The organism is Methylobacterium sp. CM6244 (assembly GCF_054817885.1).
Genome location: NZ_CM139247.1, coordinates 131,633 through 152,468 on the forward strand (window position 1 = coordinate 131,633; position 20,836 = coordinate 152,468).

A 20,836-nucleotide genomic window follows, 5' to 3' on the forward strand; every position below is an offset into this window, starting at 1 on the left:
GTCAGATCTCCTTCGCGTTGGCGGACGGCGTCTTCGGCTCGGTCGGTTTCGGTGACGATTCGTCTGCGCTGGCACCGGAGGCGACCGGCTGCGGCGGCGGTTCATCGCGCGGAAGATCGGATTGCGTCCCTGCTTCGGCTCCAGCGGCCTCGGCCTCGGCGATCGTCTCGGGCGCGGACGGAGCCGGCTTGTTCGGCTGGGCCGTCGATTCCTTCGGGTCGGCCGCATCGGCCTTGTCGCCCGGCTTCACCGGCGTCTCGCCGGATGCGTTACGCTGAGCTGGGGCGTCGGTCGGCGGCTCCTCCACGGCGCGGCCCGAATCGGGCTTGGCCGGCTTCGGGTCCGACGCCGCGCGCTGCTCGGACGAGACAGCTTCGGACTTGCCAACTGCATCGTCGGATTTCGCGGCCTGATCTTCGAACCGCTTCCGCCATGCGCCCACGCGCGACCCGTCGAACAAGGTCTCGTCGCTCAGCGTGTCGGCCCCGCCCATCGGCTCGGATGACGTGCGCCCGACCTGCGAACCGATCTTGACCGGGCGTCCAGCCGCGAGGTCGTCCATCAGTTTGCCGAGGAGCTCGGGCGTCAGGTCTTCGTAGTAATCCTGATTGATCTGGGCCATGGGCGCGTTGCAGCAGGCGCCGAGACACTCGACTTCGAGCCAGGAGAAATTCCCGTCTGCGCTGACGTGGCCGGGTGCGCCGAGGCGCTCCTGCAGATAGCCCTTCAATTCGCGCGCACCGCAGGAATCGCACGGCACCGTGCCGCAGAGCTGGATCCAGAACCGGCCCACCGGCTCAAGGGCGAACATCGTGTAGAAAGTCGCGACTTCGAGCACGCGGATATGCGGCATGCCGAGTTCGGCGGCCACCGCCTCGATGGCCTTCTGCGGAAGCCAGCCGCCATTCTGCTCCTGCGCCTTCCACAGCAGCGGGATCACCGCGGAGGCCTGACGGCCTTCGGGATACTTCTCGATCTGCCCTTTGGCCCATTCGGCGTTCTCGGGCGAGAAAGCGAAGCTGGCCGGCTGCTCGGAAGCGGGGGCGAGTCTGCGATTGGCCATCAGTGCGAAACCTCGAATACCGTCACCGGTCCACCTCGCCGAACACGATGTCGAGCGTGCCGAGCACGCAGGACACGTCGGCCAGCATGTGGCCGCGGCACATCCAGTCCATGGCCTGGAGATGGGCGAAACCCGGAGCGCGGATCTTGCAGCGGTAGGGCTTGTTGGTGCCGTCGGCCACGAGATAGACGCCGAACTCGCCCTTGGGCGCTTCGACTGCGGCGTAGACTTCGCCGGCCGGCACGTGGAAGCCCTCGGTGTAGAGCTTGAAATGATGGATCAGCGCTTCCATCGAGCGCTTCATTTCCCGGCGCGGCGGCGGTGCGAATTTACCGTCCGTGGCGGCGATCGCCCCCATTCCCGCCGGCTCGCGCAGCTTGATGCAGCACTGGCGCATGATCTTGGCCGATTCCCGCATTTCTTCCATGCGGATGACCTGCCGATCGTAGGTGTCGCCGTTCCTTCCCACGGGGACATCGAATTCCATCTCCTCGTAGCATTCATAGGGTTGCGACTTACGCAGGTCCCACGGGATGCCGGAGCCGCGCACCATCACGCCCGAGAACCCCCAGGCCATGGCCTCGTCCACAGTGACGATGCCGATATCGACGTTGCGCTGCTTGAAGATGCGGTTCGACATGACGAGGTCGTCGAGATCGTCGACCACCTGCAGGAACGGGTCGATGAAGGCTTCGATATCGTCGATCAGCGCGGGCGGCAGGTCCTGGTGCACGCCGCCGGGCCGGAAGTAATTGGCATGGAGACGAGCACCCGACGCGCGCTCGTAGAAGATCATCAGCTTCTCACGCTCCTCGAAGCCCCAGAGCGGCGGCGTCAGTGCGCCCACATCCATGGCCTGCGTGGTGACGTTGAGGAGATGAGACAGGATGCGGCCGATCTCGCAGAACAGCGTGCGGATCAGCTGAGCCCGGCGCGGCACCTGGAGCCCGAGCAACTTCTCGATGCCGAGACAGAAGGCATGCTCCTGGTTCATCGGCGAGACATAGTCGAGCCGGTCGAAATACGGCGTCGCCTGCAGGTAGGTCTTGTGCTCGATCAGCTTCTCGGTGCCGCGATGGAGCAGGCCGATATGCGGGTCGACGCGTTCGACGATCTCGCCGTCGAGTTCCAGCACGAGACGCAGAACGCCGTGTGCCGCCGGGTGCTGCGGCCCGAAATTGATCGCGAAATTGCGGATATTGTGCTCGGTCATGGCCTCGCTCCGCTGCTCAAGCCGACTTTTTCTCATCGCCCGGGAGCACGTATTCGGTGCCCTCCCACGGCGAGAGGAAGTCGAAGTTCCGGAATTCCTGTGTCAGCTTCACCGGCTCGTACACGACACGGGCCTCGTCCTGGTCGTATCGAACCTCGACGAAGCCGGTGAGCGGGAAGTCCTTGCGCAGGGGGTGGCCCTCGAAACCGTAATCGGTGAGCAACCGGCGCAGGTCCGGGTGCCCCGAAAACAGGATTCCATACAGGTCGTAGGCTTCGCGCTCGAACCAGTTCGCCGCCGGGAACACCTCGATGACGGAGGGTACGGCGGTCTGGTCGTCGGTCTGCACCTTCACCCGGATGCGGCTGTTATGGCGCAACGAGAGCAGGTGGTAGACCACGTCGAAGCGCTTGGCCCGGTTGGGATAATCAACGCCGCAGATATCGATGAAGCAGCGGAACGCGCAGGTCGGGTCGTCGCGCAGATAGGTGAGCGCATAGACGATATCGCTCGCCTGAACGCTCAACGTCAGCTCACCGAAGGCGATGGCGCGCGAGACGATGGCCGGCCCGAGGGCCGCGCCCACATGGTCGCTGAGCGCCTGGAGCGAACCGTCGGCGGGGGCGGCCGTATGCGCGAGGATCGAGATGCCGTTGCTCATCGCGGATCCTCAGCGCTCGATCGTGCCGGTACGGCGGATCTTCTTCTGGAGCAGAAGCACGCCGTAGAGCAGCGCCTCCGCCGTGGGCGGGCAGCCCGGCACGTAGATGTCCACCGGCACCACCCGGTCGCAGCCGCGCACCACCGAGTAGGAATAGTGATAGTAGCCGCCGCCATTGGCGCAGGAGCCCATGGAGATCACGTAGCGGGGCTCGGGCATCTGGTCGTAGACCTTGCGCAGGGCCGGAGCCATCTTGTTGGTCAGCGTGCCGGCGACGATCATCACGTCGGATTGCCGGGGCGAACCGCGCGGAGCGAAGCCGAAGCGCTCACAATCATACCGCGGCATCGACATCTGCATCATCTCGACGGCGCAACAGGCGAGGCCGAATGTCATCCACATCAACGAGCCGGTCCTGGCCCAATTGATGAGGTCGTCCGTCGAGGTGATCAGGAAACCACGGTCGGCGAGTTCGCTGTTGATCGACAGAAAGGTCGGATCGTCGGCGCCGATAGGGCGACCGGTATTCGGGTCGATGATCCCTTTCGGTGCCGGTGCAACGGCAGGGATCCGGGTGATATCGGGGCTGAAGGCCATCGGTTTCTCGGGATCAGGCTTCGGGCAATGCGATTGTCAGGTCGACGGGATAGTTAGTCCCATTCGAGGGCGCCCTTGCGCCACTCGTAGACGAACCCGACCGTGAGCACGCCGAGGAAGGCCATCATCGACCACATCCCGAACCAGCCGAGCTCACCGAAGGTGATCGCCCAGGGGAACAAGAATGCCACTTCCAGGTCGAAGATGATGAAAAGAATAGCAACGAGGTAGAACCGCACGTCGAACTTCATGCGGGCGTCGTCGAAGGCATTGAAGCCACACTCGTAGGCCGAAAGCTTCTCCGGATCGGGGCTGTTATAGGCCACGAGAAAGGGAGCCACGAGCAACGCCACCGCAATGAAGAGCGACACGCCGATGAAGACGATGAGGGGCAGATAATCCGCCAACAGGCCTGTCATGCGACACCTCTCGTGTTCGTGGCGAGCGAAACGCCTCGCGAGCGCCGGGATGGTATGGAATTGCTCCAATGCCAGACTGCGCAGGCGCGAGGCTTAGACGACCCCCTTGAGCGAAACAAGGGCGTCCTGCGTCGCACAAATCCAGGCATGACACGGAGGTATGCCAAGGATCGCATCCTTCAACACGACCGATCCGCGCAGGCCCCGCCAAGATGGGCCTCACCGGGCCTGCCGACCGGGAATTCTGGCCGGCTTCCTGCATGGCACCGCGCCTTGCCGGACCGGGTCGATGGGCCGGGTGGAAACGAGGATACCGGGGACATCCAAGGTTAACGCAAAGGTAAACATGGCGCTCGGCAAGCGCTCGGAACCATAACCTTGGCCGTGAGTTCCGTTCATGTCCCACTCAGGCCGGTTGGCGTTAGGTCGTCGCAACATTCGACCTTACAGGAGACGTTTCGTGCGCATTGCCCAGATTGCTCCGCTCTCGGAGGCCGTGCCTCCCAAGTTCTATGGCGGCACCGAGCGCGTCGTATCGTGGATCACGGAAGAACTCGTCCGGCAGGGCCATGACGTCACGCTGTTCGCCAGCGGTGATTCCGAGACGTCGGCCAAGCTGGCTGCCTGCACGCCGGAGGGCCTTCGCCTTCTCGGCTACCGGGACCATACCGCCAGCCATCTCGCCATGCTGCACAACGTGCACAAGCGGGCCCACGAATTCGACGTGCTGCACTTCCACATCGATCTGCTTCAGTATCCGATGTTCGAAGATCTTTACCATAAGTGCGTGACGACCATGCATGGTCGCCTCGACGTGCCTGATTTCATGCCGGTCTACCGTACCTTCACGGGCATGCCGCTGGTGTCGATTTCCGATAATCAGCGTGAACCGATGCCCTCCAACTCGAACTGGCAGTCGACGATCCATCACGGCCTGCCGGCCGAGAACTGCCCGTATTACCCGGACGCCAAAGGTGGCTATCTCGCCTTCCTCGGTCGCATCTCTCCGGAGAAGCGCCCCGACCGCGCGATTCAGATGGCGATCCAGTCCGGCGTGAAGCTCAAGATCGCCGCGAAGGTCGATAAGGCAGACCAGGATTACTGGGATGAGGTCATCGAGCCGATGATCCATCACCCGCTCGTCGAGTTCATCGGCGAGATCAACGAAGAACAGAAGAAGGACTTCCTCGGCAACGCGCTGGCGCTGGCCTTCCCGATCGACTGGCCGGAGCCTTTCGGCCTCGTCATGATCGAGGCGATGTCGGCCGGCACTCCGGTCATCGCGTTCCGCAACGGCTCGGTTCCCGAAGTCATCGCCGACGGCGTCAGCGGTGTCCTTTGCGACACGATGGATGATGCCATCGCGGCCGTGCACAAGGTGAAGACCATGAGCCGCGCCGGTGTCCGTCGCCACTTCGAGACCCAGTTCACCGCCGAGTGCATGGTGAAGAAGTACGTGGCGGTCTACGAGCAGTTGATCGCGGGTCAGCCCAACGTGATCACGATGCCGCATGCGGGCGCCTTCACCCCGCATTATGGCGACTTGAACGGTTCGGCCCGCCCCTCGCTCTCAGCCGCGGCGATGCCCGCCTGAAAATCTCTAGCGAAAGGCTGATGCCATCGGGCATCAGCCTTGCTAACCTTCCCCGTATCGGTGCCGCTTCGAGCGGATTCGCCGAGACCGGTTCCAGAAGGCCGCCGAGTCGCCTGGTCGCGATCGGCGGCCTTTTGATTCGCGGGCTACGATCGAGCGTATCGGGCCGAAACGCATGGCCGCGTTTCATGCGAGTCCGAACTTAAACAATGATCTGCGGCATCGGGCCGGGTATGGCTTCGCCTCGATGCTGCAGGTCCGGCAGCCCACTTCCCGGAGACGTTCAGGCATGGCGGCGAACACTTCCACGGCGACGACACAGGACGGTTCCAGCGCGAATGGCCTGGGGCAAGGCTTCCAGGATGCCGACGCGGTGCTGCCGCAATATCATATCGAGGCGCAGACCTCGCTGGTGGAGCGTCCCTTGCGCTCACTGAAGTACGGTGAGGCCTTCGCCGTCCTCGACAGTTACGGCGATATCGGCGTGCTGCCTGGGCCGGAAGGCCTGTATTTCCAGGATACGCGCTACCTCTCGCGCCTCGGTTTCACCATCGAGGAGCAGCGGCCGCTGCTCCTGTCCTCGGTCATGCAGGACGATAACGGTGCGCTTAGCGTCGATATGACGACGCCCGACATCCGCATCGACGCTCATGACGAGACCACGATCCCGCGCGAGTTGATCGCGATCGAGCGTACCAAGTTCCTGTTCAAGGGCGCCTGCTACGACCGGATCGGCCTGCGCAATTACGATTCTCGGCATTGGAAGCTGAAGATCGGCATCACCTTCGACGCCGATTACCGCGACCTGTTCGAGGTGCGCGGAATGGACCGTCCCACCCGGGGCAAGCGTAGCGTCCAGGTGGCGAGCGAGACCGAGGTCCAGTTCCGCTATGTCGGTCTCGATGAGGTGGTCCGCACCACGAGCCTGCATTTCGGGCCGAAGCCGAAACATATCGAGCCGGGCCGGGCCGAGTTCGAAGTCTCGCTGCCCCCTGGCGGCCGGACGTCGCTGTTCATCCGCGTGGTCTGCGAATCGCACCGCGCCTTCACCAGTGCCCCGGCCGCCGAAAAGGTGGGCGAGGATGCAGCGGCCGGTCTGTCGCAGGCGGCGGGCAGCGGAGCCGGAGCACGTCACCCGAAGGGCCTCGGCGAAGGCGTGATCTTCGCCCGCGCCTATCGCGACGCGCGGCGGGACCTGCGCCAACTTACCGCCGGCATCACCACGATCATCTCGTCGAACGACCAGTTCAACGAGGCGGCCTGCCGCGCCACGGCCGACCTCTACATGCTGGCGAGCCGCACGCCCGAGGGGATCTACCCCTTCGCCGGCATCCCCTGGTACTCCACCGTGTTCGGACGCGACGGCATCATCACAGCGATGATGGCCCTCTGGATCGACCCGAATTTCGCCAAGGGCGTCCTGCGTTACCTGGCTTCGACCCAGGCGAAGGCCGTGGACCCGGCCGCCGACGCCCAGCCCGGCAAGGTGCTGCACGAGACCCGGCGCGGCGAGATGGCGATGCTCGGCGAGGTGCCGTTCCGCCACTATTACGGAACGATCGACGGCACGCCGCTCTTCGTCATGCTGGCCTATGAGTATTATGCCGTCACCGGCGACCGGGAGACCATTGCGCGGATCTGGCCGGCCCTCGAACTCGCCGTCGAATGGATGAACAAGTACGGCGACCGGGACGGCGACGGCTTCGTCGAATACGCCCGCGACACCGACAAGGGCCTGGAGAACCAGGGCTGGAAAGACAGCCACGATTCGATCTTCCACACCGACGGACAGCTCGCAAAGGGGCCGATCGCTCTGTGCGAGGTCCAGGGTTACGTCTATGCCGCCAAGAATGGCATGGCCAAACTCGCGACTCTGCTCGGTCATGACGAGTTCGCGGCCCGTCTCGGAGACGAGGCACGCTTGCTGCGTGAGAATTTCGACAGGGCTTTCTGGTGCGAGGAGATCGGCACCTACGCGCTGGCCCTCGACGGGGCGAAGAAGCAATGCGCCGTGCGCTCGTCCAATGCCGGCCACGCCCTCTTCACCGGCATCGCCCTGCCGGAGCGGGCCGCCAGCGTCGCTGCCAATCTCCTGTCGAAGGACGGGTTCAACGGTTGGGGCGTGCGGACCATCGCGCGTGGCGAGGCCCGCTATAACCCGATGTCCTATCATAACGGCTCGATCTGGCCGCACGACAACGCCATGGTGGCGATGGGCCTCGCGCGCTACGACCTGAAGCCGGAAGCGTCGCGCATCTTCCAGGGCATGTTCGATACTGCGCTCTACCAGGACCAAAAGCGCCTGCCGGAGCTGTTCTGCGGCTTCATGCGGCGCAACCAGCGCGGACCAGTCTCCTATCCGGTCGCCTGCTCGCCGCAGGCCTGGGCGGCGGCGGCACCCTTCGCCTTCCTCTCCGCCTGTATCGGCCTGGAGATCCAGCACGACCGCAACCGCATCCGGCTCCGCAACCCCACCCTGCCGGACTTCCTCGAAGGCGTCTCGATCTTCAACCTCAAGCTGGGCGAATCGCGGATCGACCTGCGTGTCCAGCGCTACGGAAGCGATGTCACGGTCAACGTGCTCAGGCGTGTCGGCGACGCGCAGGTGTCGGTGGTGAAGTAACCCTCGGGGGCGGTTCACACGCCGCCCCTCCCCTCTCCGCGGATGCAAAGCCGTGCCGAATCACGGGATACCGTGAGTGGTCGCGAGGCGATAAAAAAGCCGCTTCCCGGATCGGGAAGCGGCTTTCAATGTTCTCAAGTCCAGTGAAAGGACGGAAAGCGTCTCAGCGCGGCGCCAGGATCATGATCATCTGGCGGCCTTCGAGCATCGGCTCGCTTTCCACCTTGGCGATTTCCTGGGTCTCGTTCTTCACCCGCTCCAGCAGGCGCAGACCGATATCCTGGTGAGCCATCTCACGGCCGCGGAAGCGCAGGGTGACCTTCACCTTGTCGCCTTCCTCGAAGAACCGGATGACGGCCTTCATCTTGGTGTCGTAATCGTGCTTGTCGATGCCGGGGCGGAGCTTGATCTCCTTGACCTCGACCGTCTTCTGCTTCTTACGGGCCTCGTTCTGCTTCTTCTGTTCGTTGAAGCGGAAGCGGCCGTAATCGAGCAGCTTACAGACGGGAGGAACGGAGTTCGGCGCGATCTCCACGAGATCGAGGCCCGCCTCTTCGGCGAGGGCCAACGCGTCGAAGAAGGCGACGACACCGCGGTTCTGCCCGGTATCATCGATGAGCTGCACTTCGCGGACGCCACGGATGTCCCTGTTGGCGCGCGGCCCGTCCTTCTGCGGGGCCGGCATGGCTCTCATTGGTCTACGAATGGCTTCAATCTCCTCGTGAACGACGAAACGGCAGCCTGCGGACATCGCCCCGAGGGCTAGACCTGGCCACCAATCGCTCCGGCAATCCGGTTGCGGACACCATGTCCGAACTGCGTCCCGTGTCAACAGGCTCGAACCGCTTTGGTTCACGAACCCGTCGATACGGCATCATCGCGCGCGGCCCGCAAGGAGCTCCGCATAGATGTCCAAAGTGGCGCCCACCATGCCGTCGAGGGAGAAATGCGCTTCCACATGCGCACGTCCCCGGCGGGTCATGGCGTCCCGCGCACTGGCCCCGAGATTCAGCGCCTCGAGCAAGGCCTCTGCCAGGGCCGGTGCGTCGCCTGGAGGCACGCGCCAGCCGGTGCGTTGCGCGGCGGGCACTTCCGGCGGGGCAAGCACCGTTTCGGGCACCGCGCCGAGATCCGAGACCACCACTGGAGTTCCGAGGGCCTGGGCCTCCACGGCCGAACGCCCGAATGCCTCGGGCTCCACGGAGGGGACGGCCACCACCGAGGCCGCCCGGAAGGCGGCCGGCATGTCGGTGCAATGACCGACCCGCAGCACGATATCGCGGAGTCCGCGGGCCTCGATCAGCGCATCGAGCTCACGTTCGTAGGCAGAGCGACCCTGCGGGTCTCCGGCCAGGATGAAGGCGACATCGGCGACACCCCGGTCCCGCAGGACGGATGCCGCTTCGATCAGCACGCGCTGGCCCTTCCAGGCCGTCAGCCGGGCGGCGAGAAGAACAACGCGCTGGTGCGGGGCGACCCCCCAGGATCGGCGCAGGGCCTCGACGCGCGCCGGTGCCACGGCGCCGGGCGAGAACTGGGCGAGGTCGGTACCGCGATGGACGACCCGCACGCGGTCACCGGCCTGCTCGGGATGAAGCATCCGGATGAGGTCGGCGGTGTAGTGGGAATTGGCGATGACCACGTCGCCCCGCGCCATGACCGAATTGTAGAGCACCTTCACCCCGGTCCGGCCGGAATAACTGCCGTGATAGGTGGTCACGTAGGGGATCTTCAGCCGTCGTACCGCCCCGAGCGCCACCCAGGCGGGCGCACGTGAGCGGGCATGGACGATCTGAACTCCCTCGCGCCGACACAGGCTGGCGAGGCGGCCGATATTCACGGCCATGGCGAGGGGATTCTTGGAGGCAGCCGGAAAGGGAAGCCAGGTTCCACCCTTGGCCTGCATCTCGCCGACGAGCCGCCCGCCTTCCGTCGCCACCAGGGCACGGGCCCCGACGGCGGCCAATGCCGCTGCTACATCCACCGTCGTACGCTCCGCGCCGCCGGCATCGAGGGCAGGAATGATCTGCAGGATCGTTGCGCCCGCCAGAGGCTGGATGTCACCGGGAAAGCCTGCGCCCGACCGCTCGCCGCCGTTCACTCCGGTGATCCTTTTCGGAACCGGAGACACGACGGACATTGGTTTTCGGCGCAGGCCCGGTATTCGTCTCGTGTCTCGATCATGGTCTCCAGCATCGGGGGCACGCTTTACGTCTCGGTAAACGAAAAGCGACTCCGAGGCATTCAATTCTCGTTTTCTTCGGATTACGGATGAAGCATGGATTTCGCGACCCGCCAGAACCCGATCTTCATCTCGGTTGGAGAGGGAGACGCCGCGCGCCGCATCGCGATACGGATCCGCGAGGGGGACGGGCCTCCGCTCGTCTGGCTCGGGGGATTCCGATCTGACATGGGGGCGACCAAGGCGACAGTCCTCGACGCTTGGGCGCGGGACCAGGGCCGCGCCCTCATCCGGTTCGACTATACCGGACATGGAGAATCCGAAGGCGAGTTCGCCGCCTCGACCATCTCCACATGGCTGGAAGACGCCATGGCGGTGCTGGACGCGACCGTGACGAGGCCACCGATCCTCATCGGTTCGTCGATGGGGGGCTGGATCGCCTGTCTGGTCGCGCGAGCCCGAGCCTCGCGAGGCGACGCCGCACCGGCCGGAATGGTGTTGATCGCACCGGCCGTCGATTTCACCGAGACGCTGATGTGGGAGCGTTTCCCGCCGGAGATCCGCGCGACGATGGAACGGGACGGCGTCTGGTGGCGGGCGACGGAATACGGGCCCGACCCGGTCCCCACCACCATGTCGCTGATCGAGGACGGACGCCGGCACCTGCTGCTCGATGCGCCGATCGATCCGGGCTGCCCCATCCACATCCTGCAGGGCATGAAGGACCAGGATGTGCCTTACGAACACGCGATCGCGACGGTGGGCCGGCTGCCAGCCGCCGGCACAGTCCTCACCCTCATCGCCGATGGTGACCACCGGCTGTCTCGTCCGCAGGATCTAGCCCGACTGACGGCAGCGGTGGCCGAGATCGCCTGAGCGCCCCCTTGCGCCTCAGTGGAGGCTGACGGCGAAAAGGTCGTTGGCCATGGCGTTGGCGACGATCGCATCCCGCGAATCGGCGAGGAGGATCGGAGCCCCGCTGGCCGAGAGCAGGGCGAACAGGTCGAGGCCCGGCGACAGTTCGGGAGCCTGCGGGAACAGCCGCTTCACCTCATCGGAACGGATCGGGCGCACATAGGCAATGTGGCCTTCGCCGAGGGCGGCGAGATCGGCAGCGTTGAATTCGGCCGGGTCGAGATCGGCCTGGGTGATCGGGTTCGCATTGAAATCGGTCATGATGCCCTCCTTTCGAGGCAGAGCGTATAGGATCGGCGCCGCGTTCGGCCCGTATCCGGGTGAAAACTCAGTGTGCCCTCAGACCTCGTCGCGCGACGCGATGGTGATCTTGCGGACGATCCGCTCCGGCTCGGGGCGGGTCAGATCGATGGACAGGAGCCCGTTCGAAAGGTCCGCGCCCATCACCTCCATGCCGTCGGCGAGAAGAAACGCACGCTGGAACTGACGCGCGGCGATGCCTCGGTGCAGGAATTGCCGCGCCTTGTCGTCGACTTGCCGCCCTCGCACCACGAGTTGGTTCTCCTCCAGCATCACGTCGAGCTGGTCCCGGGTGAACCCGGCCACCGCGAGAGTGATCCGCAGCCGCTCCGGTTGATCGTCGGAACGGGCCACCCGCTCGATATTGTAGGGCGGATACCCGTCATTGGCCGCCTTCGACACGCGGTCGAGGGCCTGTTCAATTTCGTCGAAGCCGAGAAGAAACGGATGTCCGAACGGTGAAGGCCGTGTGGTCACGTGATCTAGTCCTTGGCGAAGCCCCGGGGTCGATAGATGAGGCACTTCGATCTGTCGGAGCCCGCCTGAAGCAGCACTCCTCCCGACGGTCGTCTGCCGGTCACCGCGATATGGAGATGTGGAAAAGCGGCATCAAGGGCACCGCCGTCAGACCGGTCCTCGCGTCGACTCGCCTCCCTGACCGCACGGAAATGTCGAGCCCGAAGATCAGCGGAGCGGACAGGAAGAGGCTGTGGATGTCGTCAAAGAGGGAAACCTGGGATGATCAAGCATTGGACATGGGAGCATTAGGCAATCCCGTCGCTGCGCCGAGCGTCGCAGTAACAGTTTGGAACTGCTCTGATTTTCAGCGCAAAGCTTGATCTTACAGGGACAACTCGGATACTCCGCGCCACGTCGAACGATGCGGCGGTGCGAGCGCCGGGCGTCATGCGTCAGGTTGGAGCGGCACCGCAACGCGAGCGTCGCGCTCAATGCCAGAGGAACCGCCGAAGACGATCCCCCTGGGGGTCTCTGCGATTGCCGTTCGCGAAGGCGCATCGACGCAGGCAACTTGGGCATGCGACTTGGGACTGCCGTAACCGAGGAGAATCGGACCGTTATGAACGAGGCGCACTGCGTGACCGAATTCCCATCCTTCCCGGCCGGCCGTGCCATTGGCGCCGCGCTGGTCACCGTTGCCCTTTCGGTGGGATGGGGCGCGCCCGCCATCGCCCAGGATGCGAAACCTAGCCCCCTGAAGCTCGAGCTCAACCGTCTCGAGCCGGCGGGCGAGGCGTGCCGCACCTATCTCCTCGTGGACAACAGCCGCGGCCCCGCGCTGAAATCCCTCAAGCTCGACCTCTTCGCGTTCGATACGGAAGGCGTCGCGCAGAAGCGCCTCGCCGTCGAACTCGGCCCCATCCAGGACCGAAAGACCATGGTGCGGCTGTTCGATTTCCCGGCCCTTTCCTGCCCGAAGATCGGCCGCGTCCTCCTGAACGACGTGCTCGCCTGCGAAGGCGGCGAGGCCAGCCGCGAGACATGCCTCGACCGGATCGAGACCGAGAGCAAGACGAGCGCGAGCTTCACGCGCTGATCCCACGGGCTGACACGCCGACCTTCTGATTGCCGATCCGGTCGCCCCTCGGCGATCGCCACCACCCAACGAACCCCGAGGAGCCCGCCATGGATCCGACTTCCGCGCCGGCCGCTGTCGCCCACGACTTTTCCTTCATCGGCCTGTTCCTTCAAGCAGACCCGATCGTCAAAAGTGTCATGATTCTACTGGTGATCGCCTCGATCGCCTGTTGGACGGTGGTGTTCGAGAAGCTGGTGCGTTTCGCTGCCGCCAAGCGTCAGGCCAAGGCCTTCGACACGCTGGTGCGCTCGGGCGGCTCCCTCGAGACGACGGGATCGGGTATCGATGCCGGCATCGTGCAGGCCGGGCTCGAAGCCTGGCGCGACCAGGACGCCACCGAGACCCGCGCCGAGCGGCGCGAACGCATCGAACGCGCCATGCGGGCCGCCCTGACGCTGCGGGTCAAACGCCTTCAGACGGGCCTGCCGCTCCTGGCGACCTCCGGTTCCACCGCCCCCTTCATCGGTCTCTTCGGCACGGTCTGGGGCATCATGAACTCGTTCTCGTCCATCGCCCAGAGCCAGGACACCTCGCTCGCCGTGGTGGCCCCCGGCATCGCCGAGGCCCTCTTCGCCACGGCGATCGGCCTCATCGTCGCGATCCCGGCGGTGATGGCCTACAACAAGCTCATGAACGATCTCGGCCGGGTGCAATCCGCCTTCGTCGCCAGCATCGGGACCCTCGGCAACCGCCTCGCGCGGGACCGCAAGAGCGTGCCGCACGCCGCGGCCGCCGAGTAGCGCGGCGACTCCCAAGCAACGAACATTCCATGGCCGGCGCGGACGCGACGGCACGATGACGACATGCGGCGGGCCATCGAGCCGGCCGCCGAAGCCCCGGAGGGCTAAACGATGGGTATGGGTTCGGTCCGCGCCAGCGGCGGCGGCGATGACGAGGATGACCTCGATTCCGCGCCGATGTCTGAGATCAACGTCACCCCGATGGTGGACGTGATGCTGGTGCTGCTGATCATCTTCATGGTGGCGGCACCGCTGATGACGACGGGCGTGCCGGTGCAATTGCCCAAGACCACCGCCGCCAAGGTCGCACAGGCTAAGAAGCCCCTGGAGATTTCCATCGACAAGGAAGGCAAGCCGTTCCTGGCCAAGGACGAGCTGACAGCGGAGACGATCATGCCGCGCCTTAAGGCCCTGGCGGCGGAAGACCCGTCCCAGGTCATGCTGGTGCGCGGAGACAAGGACGTGCCCTACGGCAAGATCATGGAAGTGATGGGCCTCGTCGGCCAGGCCGGCTTCACCAAGGTGTCCCTCATCGCGCAATCCCCGGGCGGAGCGCTTCCGGCGGCCCCTGCGGCGAGCGGAGCGACGCGGTAGACCCGATGAACGCCCTCGTCTCGACACGTGAGCCCGGACAGCGAGGTCCCACGGGCCTCGCTGCGGCCTTCCTCGTGGCCTTCGTCCTGCACCTGACGGTTCTGGCGGGCATGATGCTGTTCGGCCAGCCACCCAAGGCGCCACCCGGCGAGAACACGATCACCATCGATCTGGCGCCGCAATCGACCGAGGCCGAAGCCCCGTCCGCCCCCGCCATGACGGAGGCGGTGCCTCCCCCGGCGGAAGAATCCCCCGTCGAGACGCCGGACGTCCTCGAAGAGGTGCAGCCGCCAGAGATGGCGGAGGTGACGCCGCCCGAGAGTGCGGAAGTCCCACCCGAAGAGACTCAGCCCATCGTCACGCCCGACACGATCACGGAGGTGCCGCCGGAGGAGCAGGTCGTGACTTCCACCGCCGAAGTGGCCGAGCCCCTCGCTCCCCCGCCGCCCGTCGTGGCCAAGCCGCCCGAGCCGGTGAAGCCGCCCAAGCCCGTCGAGATCGTCAAACCGAAGCCGAAGCCCGATCCCAAGATCGAGGCGAAGCGTCAGGAGGAACTGGAAGCCAAGCGCGAGGCCATTCGCGAAGCAAAGCTGAAGGCGGCCAAGGAGGCCAAGCTGAGGGCTGCGCGTGAGACCAGCCGACGCGCCGCTCAGGAGGGCGGTCCGAGCAGCTCGGCCTCGTCCGCGAGGCAGGCGAGCACGGGCTCATCCGCCTCCGGCAACGATCCCAGCGCCCTGCGTCAATGGCAGGGAGCCCTCGCCTCGGCCATCAATGGGCGCATGAACCGTAACGCGGCGGCGGGGACGGCGGGCGGTACCGCCGTGGTGCGCTTCACCGTCTCGCGGTCGGGTCAGGTGCTCAGTGCCGGGCTCGCTAGCAGCAGCGGCATCAGCGTCATCGACGGGGCGGCGCTTGCCGCCGTGCGCGGATCGCTGCCGGCGGCTCCTCCTGGCGTCACCGTGAGCAGCCTCGCCGTCACCGTCCCCATGCGCTTCCGGCCAGGCGGCTGAGCCGGGAGGGGCGGTGGCAGTCTGGTTCACCAGCGATACGCATTTCGGCGACCGGCGTGCGCTGAATATCGACCGCCGCCCTTATCCGGACCTCGCGGCCCATGATGCCGGGTTGATCGCCAACTGGAACGAGAGGATCGCACCCGACGACACGGTCTGGCATCTCGGCGACGTCGCGCTCGGCCCCTCCGACACGCGCATCGCCGAGATCGTCGGCTCACTCAACGGCGTGAAGCACCTCATCATCGGCAACAATGACGGGCCCGGCACGCTGGCGCTGCAAGCCTGGGCCTCGGTGGGCCATTATGCCGAGATCGACGTGGACGGACGCCAGCTCGTGCTCTGCCATTATGCGTTCCGAACCTGGAACGGCATCGGGCGGGGCGCACTCAACCTACACGGCCATTCGCACGGCAAGCTCGCGCCGGCCCCGCGCCAGTACGATGTCGGGGTCGACGTTCATGCCTGCGCCCCGGTGCGACTCGACGAAATTCTGGTTTCTCGCAGGCGCAAGAAACCTGCGGAACCTTCGCCGTGAGTTCGCCGTTTGTGACGCAGACCGGACGATAGGGACGTGTCTTTGGCGCTAACCTTGCTCTGGCACTGAACTCGAAAGACGGACATCCGCCTTCAACGAGACGCACAATTGGATTTCCCCATGCGCTTCGCTCCTGCAACGCCCATCGCCGCATTTGGCTTCGTGCTGTGCATGATCACTCCGATATTGGCGGCGCCGTCATGCCTCCAGGGTGAACGGAAGGTTCAGGAAGCCGCAGCCCTTCGCTACCAGGCCCGTGAAGAAGCGCGGCTCGGTAATCGCGACCGGGTCTGCGACACGCTCGATGAAGTGGGCGATCGCTACGAAGAGGCCAAGGACGCGTTCGAGGATTGCGGTGCCGGCATCGTCGCCATCGACCTACGCAGCGAAACGCGGGCTTTGCGCGCAGCAAAATCTGTCAATCGCTGCGACTGAACTCTGCGGCCGGGATGCCGATACTCCTTCCCGGCCCCGCGGTACCGAATATCAGTATCTGACAACACTTTCCCATATGCGGATATTTTCCGCACGTGCCGACCCGGTGCGGCCACGCACAGCCACGCTTTTCCGTTCACATCACAGATCAAGGAACGACGGAGGACTTGCCCGTCGGGAGGCCCAACCCATGAACGCATCCGCCCAGCATAGCGATCTGTCTCTGCTATCGTCCCAGGCTACGCATTCCGCCGCGACCGGCCCCTCCTTCGCCGCAGCCTTGTGCGGCTTCCTCTCGACGACGGTCGCCACGACGATGGTGATGTTCCTGCTCAGCAGCCTCTGATCGAGCGCTGCGGCTACGGGGCGACGAACCAGAACCGTCGCCTTGAGAACAGCATGTCCGCGTTGCCGACGCTCTGGTCGCCCTGGGGACGAGCCGGGACCAGACTGCAGGGAGGCTCGATCCGCGGCGGTGCAGCGGGGAGCAAAAGCGCCGACGAGACCGGATGAAGACCAAGCTTGGTCTGTACCTCCGGATGACGCACGGCGACGATGGTCACGATTCCGGCGATGAGACCTCCGGCGAGCGTACCGAGAAGAAAATTCATCATGTCAGTGAAGGGGCGTACCCATGGGGGCCCGACTCAGCCCGTCTCCAGGATGCTCGCAAAACCTCACGGATGCGTTGCAAAAAGCCGGATCTCGGTGACTATGTGTTGCAATGCACGCCATCGATATAGGTTGATCCCGCCGGATTGATCAGGGTCGCCGCCCCGTCGCTCCGTCCTCCCCCAGCTTCCCGGCATGATTGGGGCGATCCCGCCGCCTTACCGTCTTTTAACCTTACCTCGACTACGGTCTGATTCGAGCGGCACGAATCGGCATGGCCGCGTCGGGAGAAGGAGCGATCATGTCCTATGGAGCCAGTGCCTATGCGCGGGTCGCGCAGACCGCGTTGACGCCTCGCGGCGCCGAGGCAGCTGTCCTTATCAAGGCGGCAGGTAGGCTCCAGGCAATCCAGGCCGATTGGGACAATCAGCGCCCGGCTTTGAACGATGCCTTGAACTTCAACCAGAAAGTCTGGACCATCATCGCCGGCTCCGCGACCGCACCGGAGAATCCGTTGCCGGATTCGATCAAGACGAGCATCGCCGAACTTTCGACCTTCGTGTTCAAGCGCATGATCGACACGATGATCGAACCCAAGGCCGAAAAACTGACGGCACTCATCAACATCAACCACCAGATCGCGGCCGGCCTACGGACCTGACACCTCGCTGGGCACTCACGACGCGAAGCGAACGCCCATCACTGGCGTCGCAGCGGAACGTGCCTCGCTACGAGGTCAGCGGAGCCAGGATAAGTGCGGGCTCGGGCGGCGAGCCCGCCGCGCCTTGTGACGCTCACACCGCCTGAATGCATCCATTTGGGAGACCGGGTTTGTCTCGGCCGAAGCGGAGCCTTTTCGATCGTTCGCAGGCTCAGCGAGCCTGAGTTGGGCGTCCTGCGTAAGTACCAAAAGGCCGGAGCCTTCGCTCCAGCCTTACGTGTTTCCTATCGATGAATGGGGCGATGCGTCGGCCCTGATCAGGCGGTCCGATCCACGGGCTGCTCGTCTTCCGTCGCCCGGAAGGCGCTGGCCCGATTCGCCGTCGCTTCCGCATAGGCGCGCGCTCTCAGGAGAGTGGCCTCGGGCAGTTGCACGACCACGTCGCCGGAATCGGGGTCCACTACCTGATACACGATGCTCTTGGTGTCCTGATCCACGGTGACCCGACGCTCATCCGCGGTGGGCAGCCCAATATCCGACTTGGACGCCGGTTCATCGGCGGCGGGTGTTTCGTCCCGGCGAACATCGAACTTCACAGGCGGGTCCAGAGGCGTGGCGACGCGCGTCACGGGCGCAGCCTTGGGCACCGGCGTCGGTGAATTCACGGATGGATTATTTGGAGCGACGGGAGCCGTCGACACCGAAGAAATACTCAGGATCGTCATTGCACGCCCTTTCGAAGGTGGTCGTGTCATGCAACCAAAAACGATGGCGAGGATGAATCGCTTCTTAAGATGGGCCGGTTACTCACCGCTGTTCAACAGAACGGCAAAGAAGTCGTTCAGAGAAAGCATGAAATTTTAACGATCCTACCAGCCCGCCATCAGATCTCCACCGGCGCGGGCCCGGCCGTCCCCACCCCCTGGGGATCGAAAGCGATGCTTTTCACCACGGCATAGACGGCGCGGCCGGGCGCAAGGGCGAGATCGCGCACCGAGGCGCGGGTCAGGCGGGCGGCGAGCAGCACGCCGTGGCAATCGATCTGAACCATGGCGGCCGCTTCCCCGAAGGCATGGATCGAGACGACATGCCCTTCCAGAATATTGCGCGCGCTCAAGCCGACAGGGGCTTGCGTCGCGAGGAGAACGTCCCGCGCCGGCACGCGGATGCGGACGGCTGTGCCGATGCTTCGTAGCAAGCGGGGAACCCAAAGGCGACCGACGCGTCCGCTCAGACGGGTCAGGCCAGTCTCGGAATCCGTCTCCTCCACGATCATGTCGAGGATCGCACCGGCTTCGGCCTCCTGCGTTGCGAGAAGATCGGCCCGCCGAAGGACGGTATCGGCCGCTCCAACGGCAGCGACGCGACCCGCTTCGAGCACGACGACGGTGCGCGCCAGTCGCGCCACCTCCGAGACCGCGTGGCTGACATAGACGATGGGCAAGCCGGCCTCGTCGCGCAGGCGCTCGATATAGGGAAGGATCTCCGCCTTGCGGCCCTCATCGAGGGCAGCGAGGGGCTCGTCCATGAGCAGGAGCCGGGGCCGGCTGAGCAGGGCCCGGCCGATCGCTACTCTTTGCGCTTCACCACCCGAGAGACCGGCCGGTCGCCGTTCGAGCAGATGGCCAAGCCCCAGCAGGTCGACGACGCCCTCGAAGGCGATGCCGTCGCTGCGGCCGCGGGCGAAGGCTCGGCCATAGCTAAGGTTCCGGCGTACCGAGAGATGCGGCATCAGTCGCGCCTGCTGGAACACCACGCCGATACGCCGGCGATGAACCGGCACGGCGATCCCGCGCTCCGTGTCGAGCAACGTCTCACCGGTCACCGCAATGCGACCCCGATCCGGTCGCGCCAACCCGGCGATGAGATCGATCACCGTGGTTTTGCCCGAACCCGAGCGACCGAACAGGGCGGTCAGGCCAGGGCCGGCGGCGAACGCGACCTCGAGGCTGAAGGCGCCCCGGTTCAGCGAGACGTCGATATCGAGCGTCGCGGACATAGGGGGCCTCACCCGGTTCCAAGGCGGCGGGCGAGGCGACGGGCCAGCAGCTCGGACACGAGAAGAGCCGTCATCGACAGCGCCACCGAGATCAGGGTGAGGCGCAAAGCACCCGCCTCCCCGCCCGGCACCTGTGTCAGACTGTAGATCGCGGATGGCAGTGTCTGGGTCTCGCCGGGGATGTTCGAGACGAAGGTGATGGTGGCACCGAACTCTCCCATCGCCTTGGCGAAAGCCAGCACCGCCCCGGCGAGAATCCCCGGCACGGCCAGCGGAAGGGTGACGGTGAGGAAAACCGCGCTCGGCCGTGCTCCGAGCGTGGCGGCCGCCTGTTCGAGGCGTCGGTCCACCGCCTCGATGGACAAGCGCATGGCCCGGACCATGAGGGGGAACCCCATGATCGCGCAGGCCAGGGCTGCTCCGGTCCAGCGGAACGAGAACACGATCCCGACCTCGGCGAGCGCCGCACCGAAGGTGCCGCGCCGCCCGAACGACAGGAGCAAAAGATATCCCGTCACCACAGGCGGCAGGATCAGGGGAAGGTGGACGAGGCCATCGAGCAGGGCGCGGCCGTGAAAACGCCCACGCGCCAGCAGCATGGCGACGAAGAGACCGGGGATCAAACTCGCCAGCGTGGCCACGGCAGCGACCCGCAGGCTGAGGCCGATGGCTGTCCATTCGTCGGGTGTCAGAGCGATCACCGGCGACGGATCAGCGCCGGCTCTCGGGGGACCGGGTGCCTCTGCACTGGATCATGACGACGCGCGCTCCCTCATCCGCCGGAGGCGTCGATAGCACGGAATCCTGTCCAGGATCAGGGCTTCGATACGTCGTCCTCACTCGCTGCCTGACGCTCGGCACGATGCAGCCGGCTGAGAAGCACCAGCATCGAGCCCGGGACAGGCTCGAAATTCGGCTCGGAATCCAGGAGACCCGACGTTCCGTTGCGACGGAGACGCCTGGCGGTCCTCTTGCCGACGATGGCCACGGGGGCCCGGGTCATGTTTTTCTTCTGGTTCGTACTCAACACCGCACCCTCGAACGCCACGGGGACGACAGGAGAAGCGCAGGAAAACGCCGATC

25 protein-coding genes are annotated in these 20,836 nt (G+C 65.2%); 11 read left to right on the forward strand and 14 right to left on the reverse strand.

The genetic code is table 11. The features are described 5' to 3' along the window. Position 1: 1 nt before the first annotated feature. From nuoE to ACYQML_RS00630, 5 genes are read right to left on the reverse strand one after another with little or no spacing between them, the layout of a single operon-like run. Positions 2-1,063: an NADH-quinone oxidoreductase subunit NuoE gene (nuoE, locus tag ACYQML_RS00610; RefSeq protein ID WP_311276259.1), complete on the reverse strand. Its 1,062-nt coding sequence runs from the start codon at positions 1,061-1,063 to the stop codon at positions 2-4. Positions 1,064-1,085: 22 nt separating this feature from the next. Further along, the gene (locus ACYQML_RS00615) at positions 1,086-2,276 is read right to left on the reverse strand and encodes an NADH-quinone oxidoreductase subunit D (RefSeq protein WP_056434382.1); all 1,191 of its coding nucleotides are present in this window, start codon (positions 2,274-2,276) and stop codon (positions 1,086-1,088) included. A 16-nt stretch (positions 2,277-2,292) separates the two neighbouring features. Next, positions 2,293-2,937: an NADH-quinone oxidoreductase subunit C gene (locus ACYQML_RS00620; RefSeq protein WP_461234389.1), complete on the reverse strand. Its 645-nt coding sequence runs from the start codon at positions 2,935-2,937 to the stop codon at positions 2,293-2,295. Between the two features lie 9 nt (positions 2,938-2,946). After that, positions 2,947-3,534 (reverse strand): NuoB/complex I 20 kDa subunit family protein, encoded by a 588-nt coding sequence (locus tag ACYQML_RS00625; protein WP_019906836.1) that lies wholly within the window; start codon positions 3,532-3,534, stop codon positions 2,947-2,949. A 53-nt stretch (positions 3,535-3,587) separates the two neighbouring features. After that, positions 3,588-3,953, reverse strand: a complete 366-nt coding sequence (locus tag ACYQML_RS00630) for an NADH-quinone oxidoreductase subunit A (protein WP_056434386.1) — start codon at positions 3,951-3,953, stop codon at positions 3,588-3,590. Positions 3,954-4,413: 460 nt separating this feature from the next. Here ACYQML_RS00630 and ACYQML_RS00635 point away from each other — a divergent pair, with 460 nt between their 5' ends. Further along, entirely contained in the window at positions 4,414-5,547 is a 1,134-nt protein-coding gene (locus ACYQML_RS00635) for a glycosyltransferase family 4 protein (RefSeq protein ID WP_056434388.1), read from the forward strand. 289 nt (positions 5,548-5,836) lie between these two features. Beyond that, a complete protein-coding gene (locus ACYQML_RS00640; RefSeq protein ID WP_461234390.1) occupies positions 5,837-8,170 on the forward strand; it encodes an amylo-alpha-1,6-glucosidase in 2,334 nt (777 codons plus the stop codon). 163 nt (positions 8,171-8,333) lie between these two features. Here the strand turns inward: ACYQML_RS00640 and infC are convergent, their stop codons facing one another. Next, positions 8,334-8,855 (reverse strand): translation initiation factor IF-3, encoded by a 522-nt coding sequence (gene infC, locus ACYQML_RS00645; protein WP_018042013.1) that lies wholly within the window; start codon positions 8,853-8,855, stop codon positions 8,334-8,336. A 189-nt stretch (positions 8,856-9,044) separates the two neighbouring features. Next, a complete protein-coding gene (locus ACYQML_RS00650; RefSeq protein WP_056434392.1) occupies positions 9,045-10,271 on the reverse strand; it encodes a glycosyltransferase family 4 protein in 1,227 nt (408 codons plus the stop codon). A 177-nt stretch (positions 10,272-10,448) separates the two neighbouring features. Here ACYQML_RS00650 and ACYQML_RS00655 point away from each other — a divergent pair, with 177 nt between their 5' ends. Then, on the forward strand, positions 10,449-11,228 hold the full coding sequence (locus ACYQML_RS00655; protein WP_311276261.1) for an alpha/beta hydrolase: 780 nt from the start codon (positions 10,449-10,451) through the stop codon (positions 11,226-11,228). A 15-nt stretch (positions 11,229-11,243) separates the two neighbouring features. On the opposite strand, the gene ACYQML_RS00660 is transcribed toward ACYQML_RS00655, so the two are convergent. Both ACYQML_RS00660 and ACYQML_RS00665 read right to left on the reverse strand, forming a co-directional pair. After that, positions 11,244-11,528, reverse strand: coding sequence for a BQ00720 family protein (locus ACYQML_RS00660; protein ID WP_056434395.1), 285 nt, complete (start codon positions 11,526-11,528; stop codon positions 11,244-11,246). A gap of 78 nt (positions 11,529-11,606) precedes the next feature. After that, a complete protein-coding gene (locus ACYQML_RS00665) occupies positions 11,607-12,044 on the reverse strand; it encodes an Hsp20 family protein (protein ID WP_207412252.1) in 438 nt (145 codons plus the stop codon). Positions 12,045-12,645: 601 nt separating this feature from the next. On the opposite strand from ACYQML_RS00665, the gene ACYQML_RS00670 reads away from it, so the two are divergent. The 7 genes from ACYQML_RS00670 (at position 12,646) to ACYQML_RS00700 (ending at position 16,827) form a co-directional block, all read left to right on the forward strand. After that, entirely contained in the window at positions 12,646-13,122 is a 477-nt protein-coding gene (locus ACYQML_RS00670; RefSeq protein ID WP_461234391.1) for a Tat pathway signal protein, read from the forward strand. A gap of 89 nt (positions 13,123-13,211) precedes the next feature. Then, positions 13,212-13,904 carry a MotA/TolQ/ExbB proton channel family protein gene (locus tag ACYQML_RS00675; protein WP_461234393.1) on the forward strand — a complete coding sequence of 231 codons (693 nt, stop codon included), beginning with the start codon at positions 13,212-13,214 and terminating at the stop codon, positions 13,902-13,904. Positions 13,905-14,015: 111 nt separating this feature from the next. Further along, positions 14,016-14,498: a protein TolR gene (tolR, locus tag ACYQML_RS00680; RefSeq protein ID WP_056434403.1), complete on the forward strand. Its 483-nt coding sequence runs from the start codon at positions 14,016-14,018 to the stop codon at positions 14,496-14,498. A 5-nt stretch (positions 14,499-14,503) separates the two neighbouring features. After that, positions 14,504-15,508, forward strand: coding sequence for an energy transducer TonB family protein (locus tag ACYQML_RS00685; RefSeq protein ID WP_461234394.1), 1,005 nt, complete (start codon positions 14,504-14,506; stop codon positions 15,506-15,508). A 13-nt stretch (positions 15,509-15,521) separates the two neighbouring features. Continuing rightward, a complete protein-coding gene (locus tag ACYQML_RS00690; RefSeq protein ID WP_461234395.1) occupies positions 15,522-16,046 on the forward strand; it encodes a metallophosphoesterase family protein in 525 nt (174 codons plus the stop codon). Positions 16,047-16,217: 171 nt separating this feature from the next. Next, complete coding sequence (locus ACYQML_RS00695) at positions 16,218-16,481, forward strand: hypothetical protein (protein WP_244478158.1); 264 nt, start codon at positions 16,218-16,220, stop codon at positions 16,479-16,481. 190 nt (positions 16,482-16,671) lie between these two features. Next, positions 16,672-16,827, forward strand: coding sequence for a hypothetical protein (locus tag ACYQML_RS00700; RefSeq protein ID WP_207412292.1), 156 nt, complete (start codon positions 16,672-16,674; stop codon positions 16,825-16,827). 13 nt (positions 16,828-16,840) lie between these two features. Here ACYQML_RS00700 and ACYQML_RS00705 read toward each other — a convergent pair whose 3' ends face one another. Beyond that, positions 16,841-17,092, reverse strand: a complete 252-nt coding sequence (locus ACYQML_RS00705; RefSeq protein ID WP_461222360.1) for a hypothetical protein — start codon at positions 17,090-17,092, stop codon at positions 16,841-16,843. 302 nt (positions 17,093-17,394) lie between these two features. On the opposite strand from ACYQML_RS00705, the gene flaF reads away from it, so the two are divergent. Further along, complete coding sequence (gene flaF / locus ACYQML_RS00710) at positions 17,395-17,754, forward strand: flagellar biosynthesis regulator FlaF (protein ID WP_056434719.1); 360 nt, start codon at positions 17,395-17,397, stop codon at positions 17,752-17,754. Positions 17,755-18,071: 317 nt separating this feature from the next. Here flaF and ACYQML_RS00715 read toward each other — a convergent pair whose 3' ends face one another. From ACYQML_RS00715 to ACYQML_RS00730, 4 genes are all read right to left on the reverse strand, one after another. Continuing rightward, positions 18,072-18,479 carry a hypothetical protein gene (locus ACYQML_RS00715; RefSeq protein WP_461234396.1) on the reverse strand — a complete coding sequence of 136 codons (408 nt, stop codon included), beginning with the start codon at positions 18,477-18,479 and terminating at the stop codon, positions 18,072-18,074. A 158-nt stretch (positions 18,480-18,637) separates the two neighbouring features. Continuing rightward, positions 18,638-19,753 carry a molybdenum ABC transporter ATP-binding protein gene (gene modC, locus ACYQML_RS00720; RefSeq protein WP_461234397.1) on the reverse strand — a complete coding sequence of 372 codons (1,116 nt, stop codon included), beginning with the start codon at positions 19,751-19,753 and terminating at the stop codon, positions 18,638-18,640. 8 nt (positions 19,754-19,761) lie between these two features. Next, entirely contained in the window at positions 19,762-20,454 is a 693-nt protein-coding gene (gene modB, locus ACYQML_RS00725; protein WP_461234398.1) for a molybdate ABC transporter permease subunit, read from the reverse strand. A gap of 113 nt (positions 20,455-20,567) precedes the next feature. Continuing rightward, the gene (locus ACYQML_RS00730) at positions 20,568-20,756 is read right to left on the reverse strand and encodes a hypothetical protein (protein WP_056434417.1); all 189 of its coding nucleotides are present in this window, start codon (positions 20,754-20,756) and stop codon (positions 20,568-20,570) included. Between the last annotated feature and the right edge of the window lie 80 nt (positions 20,757-20,836).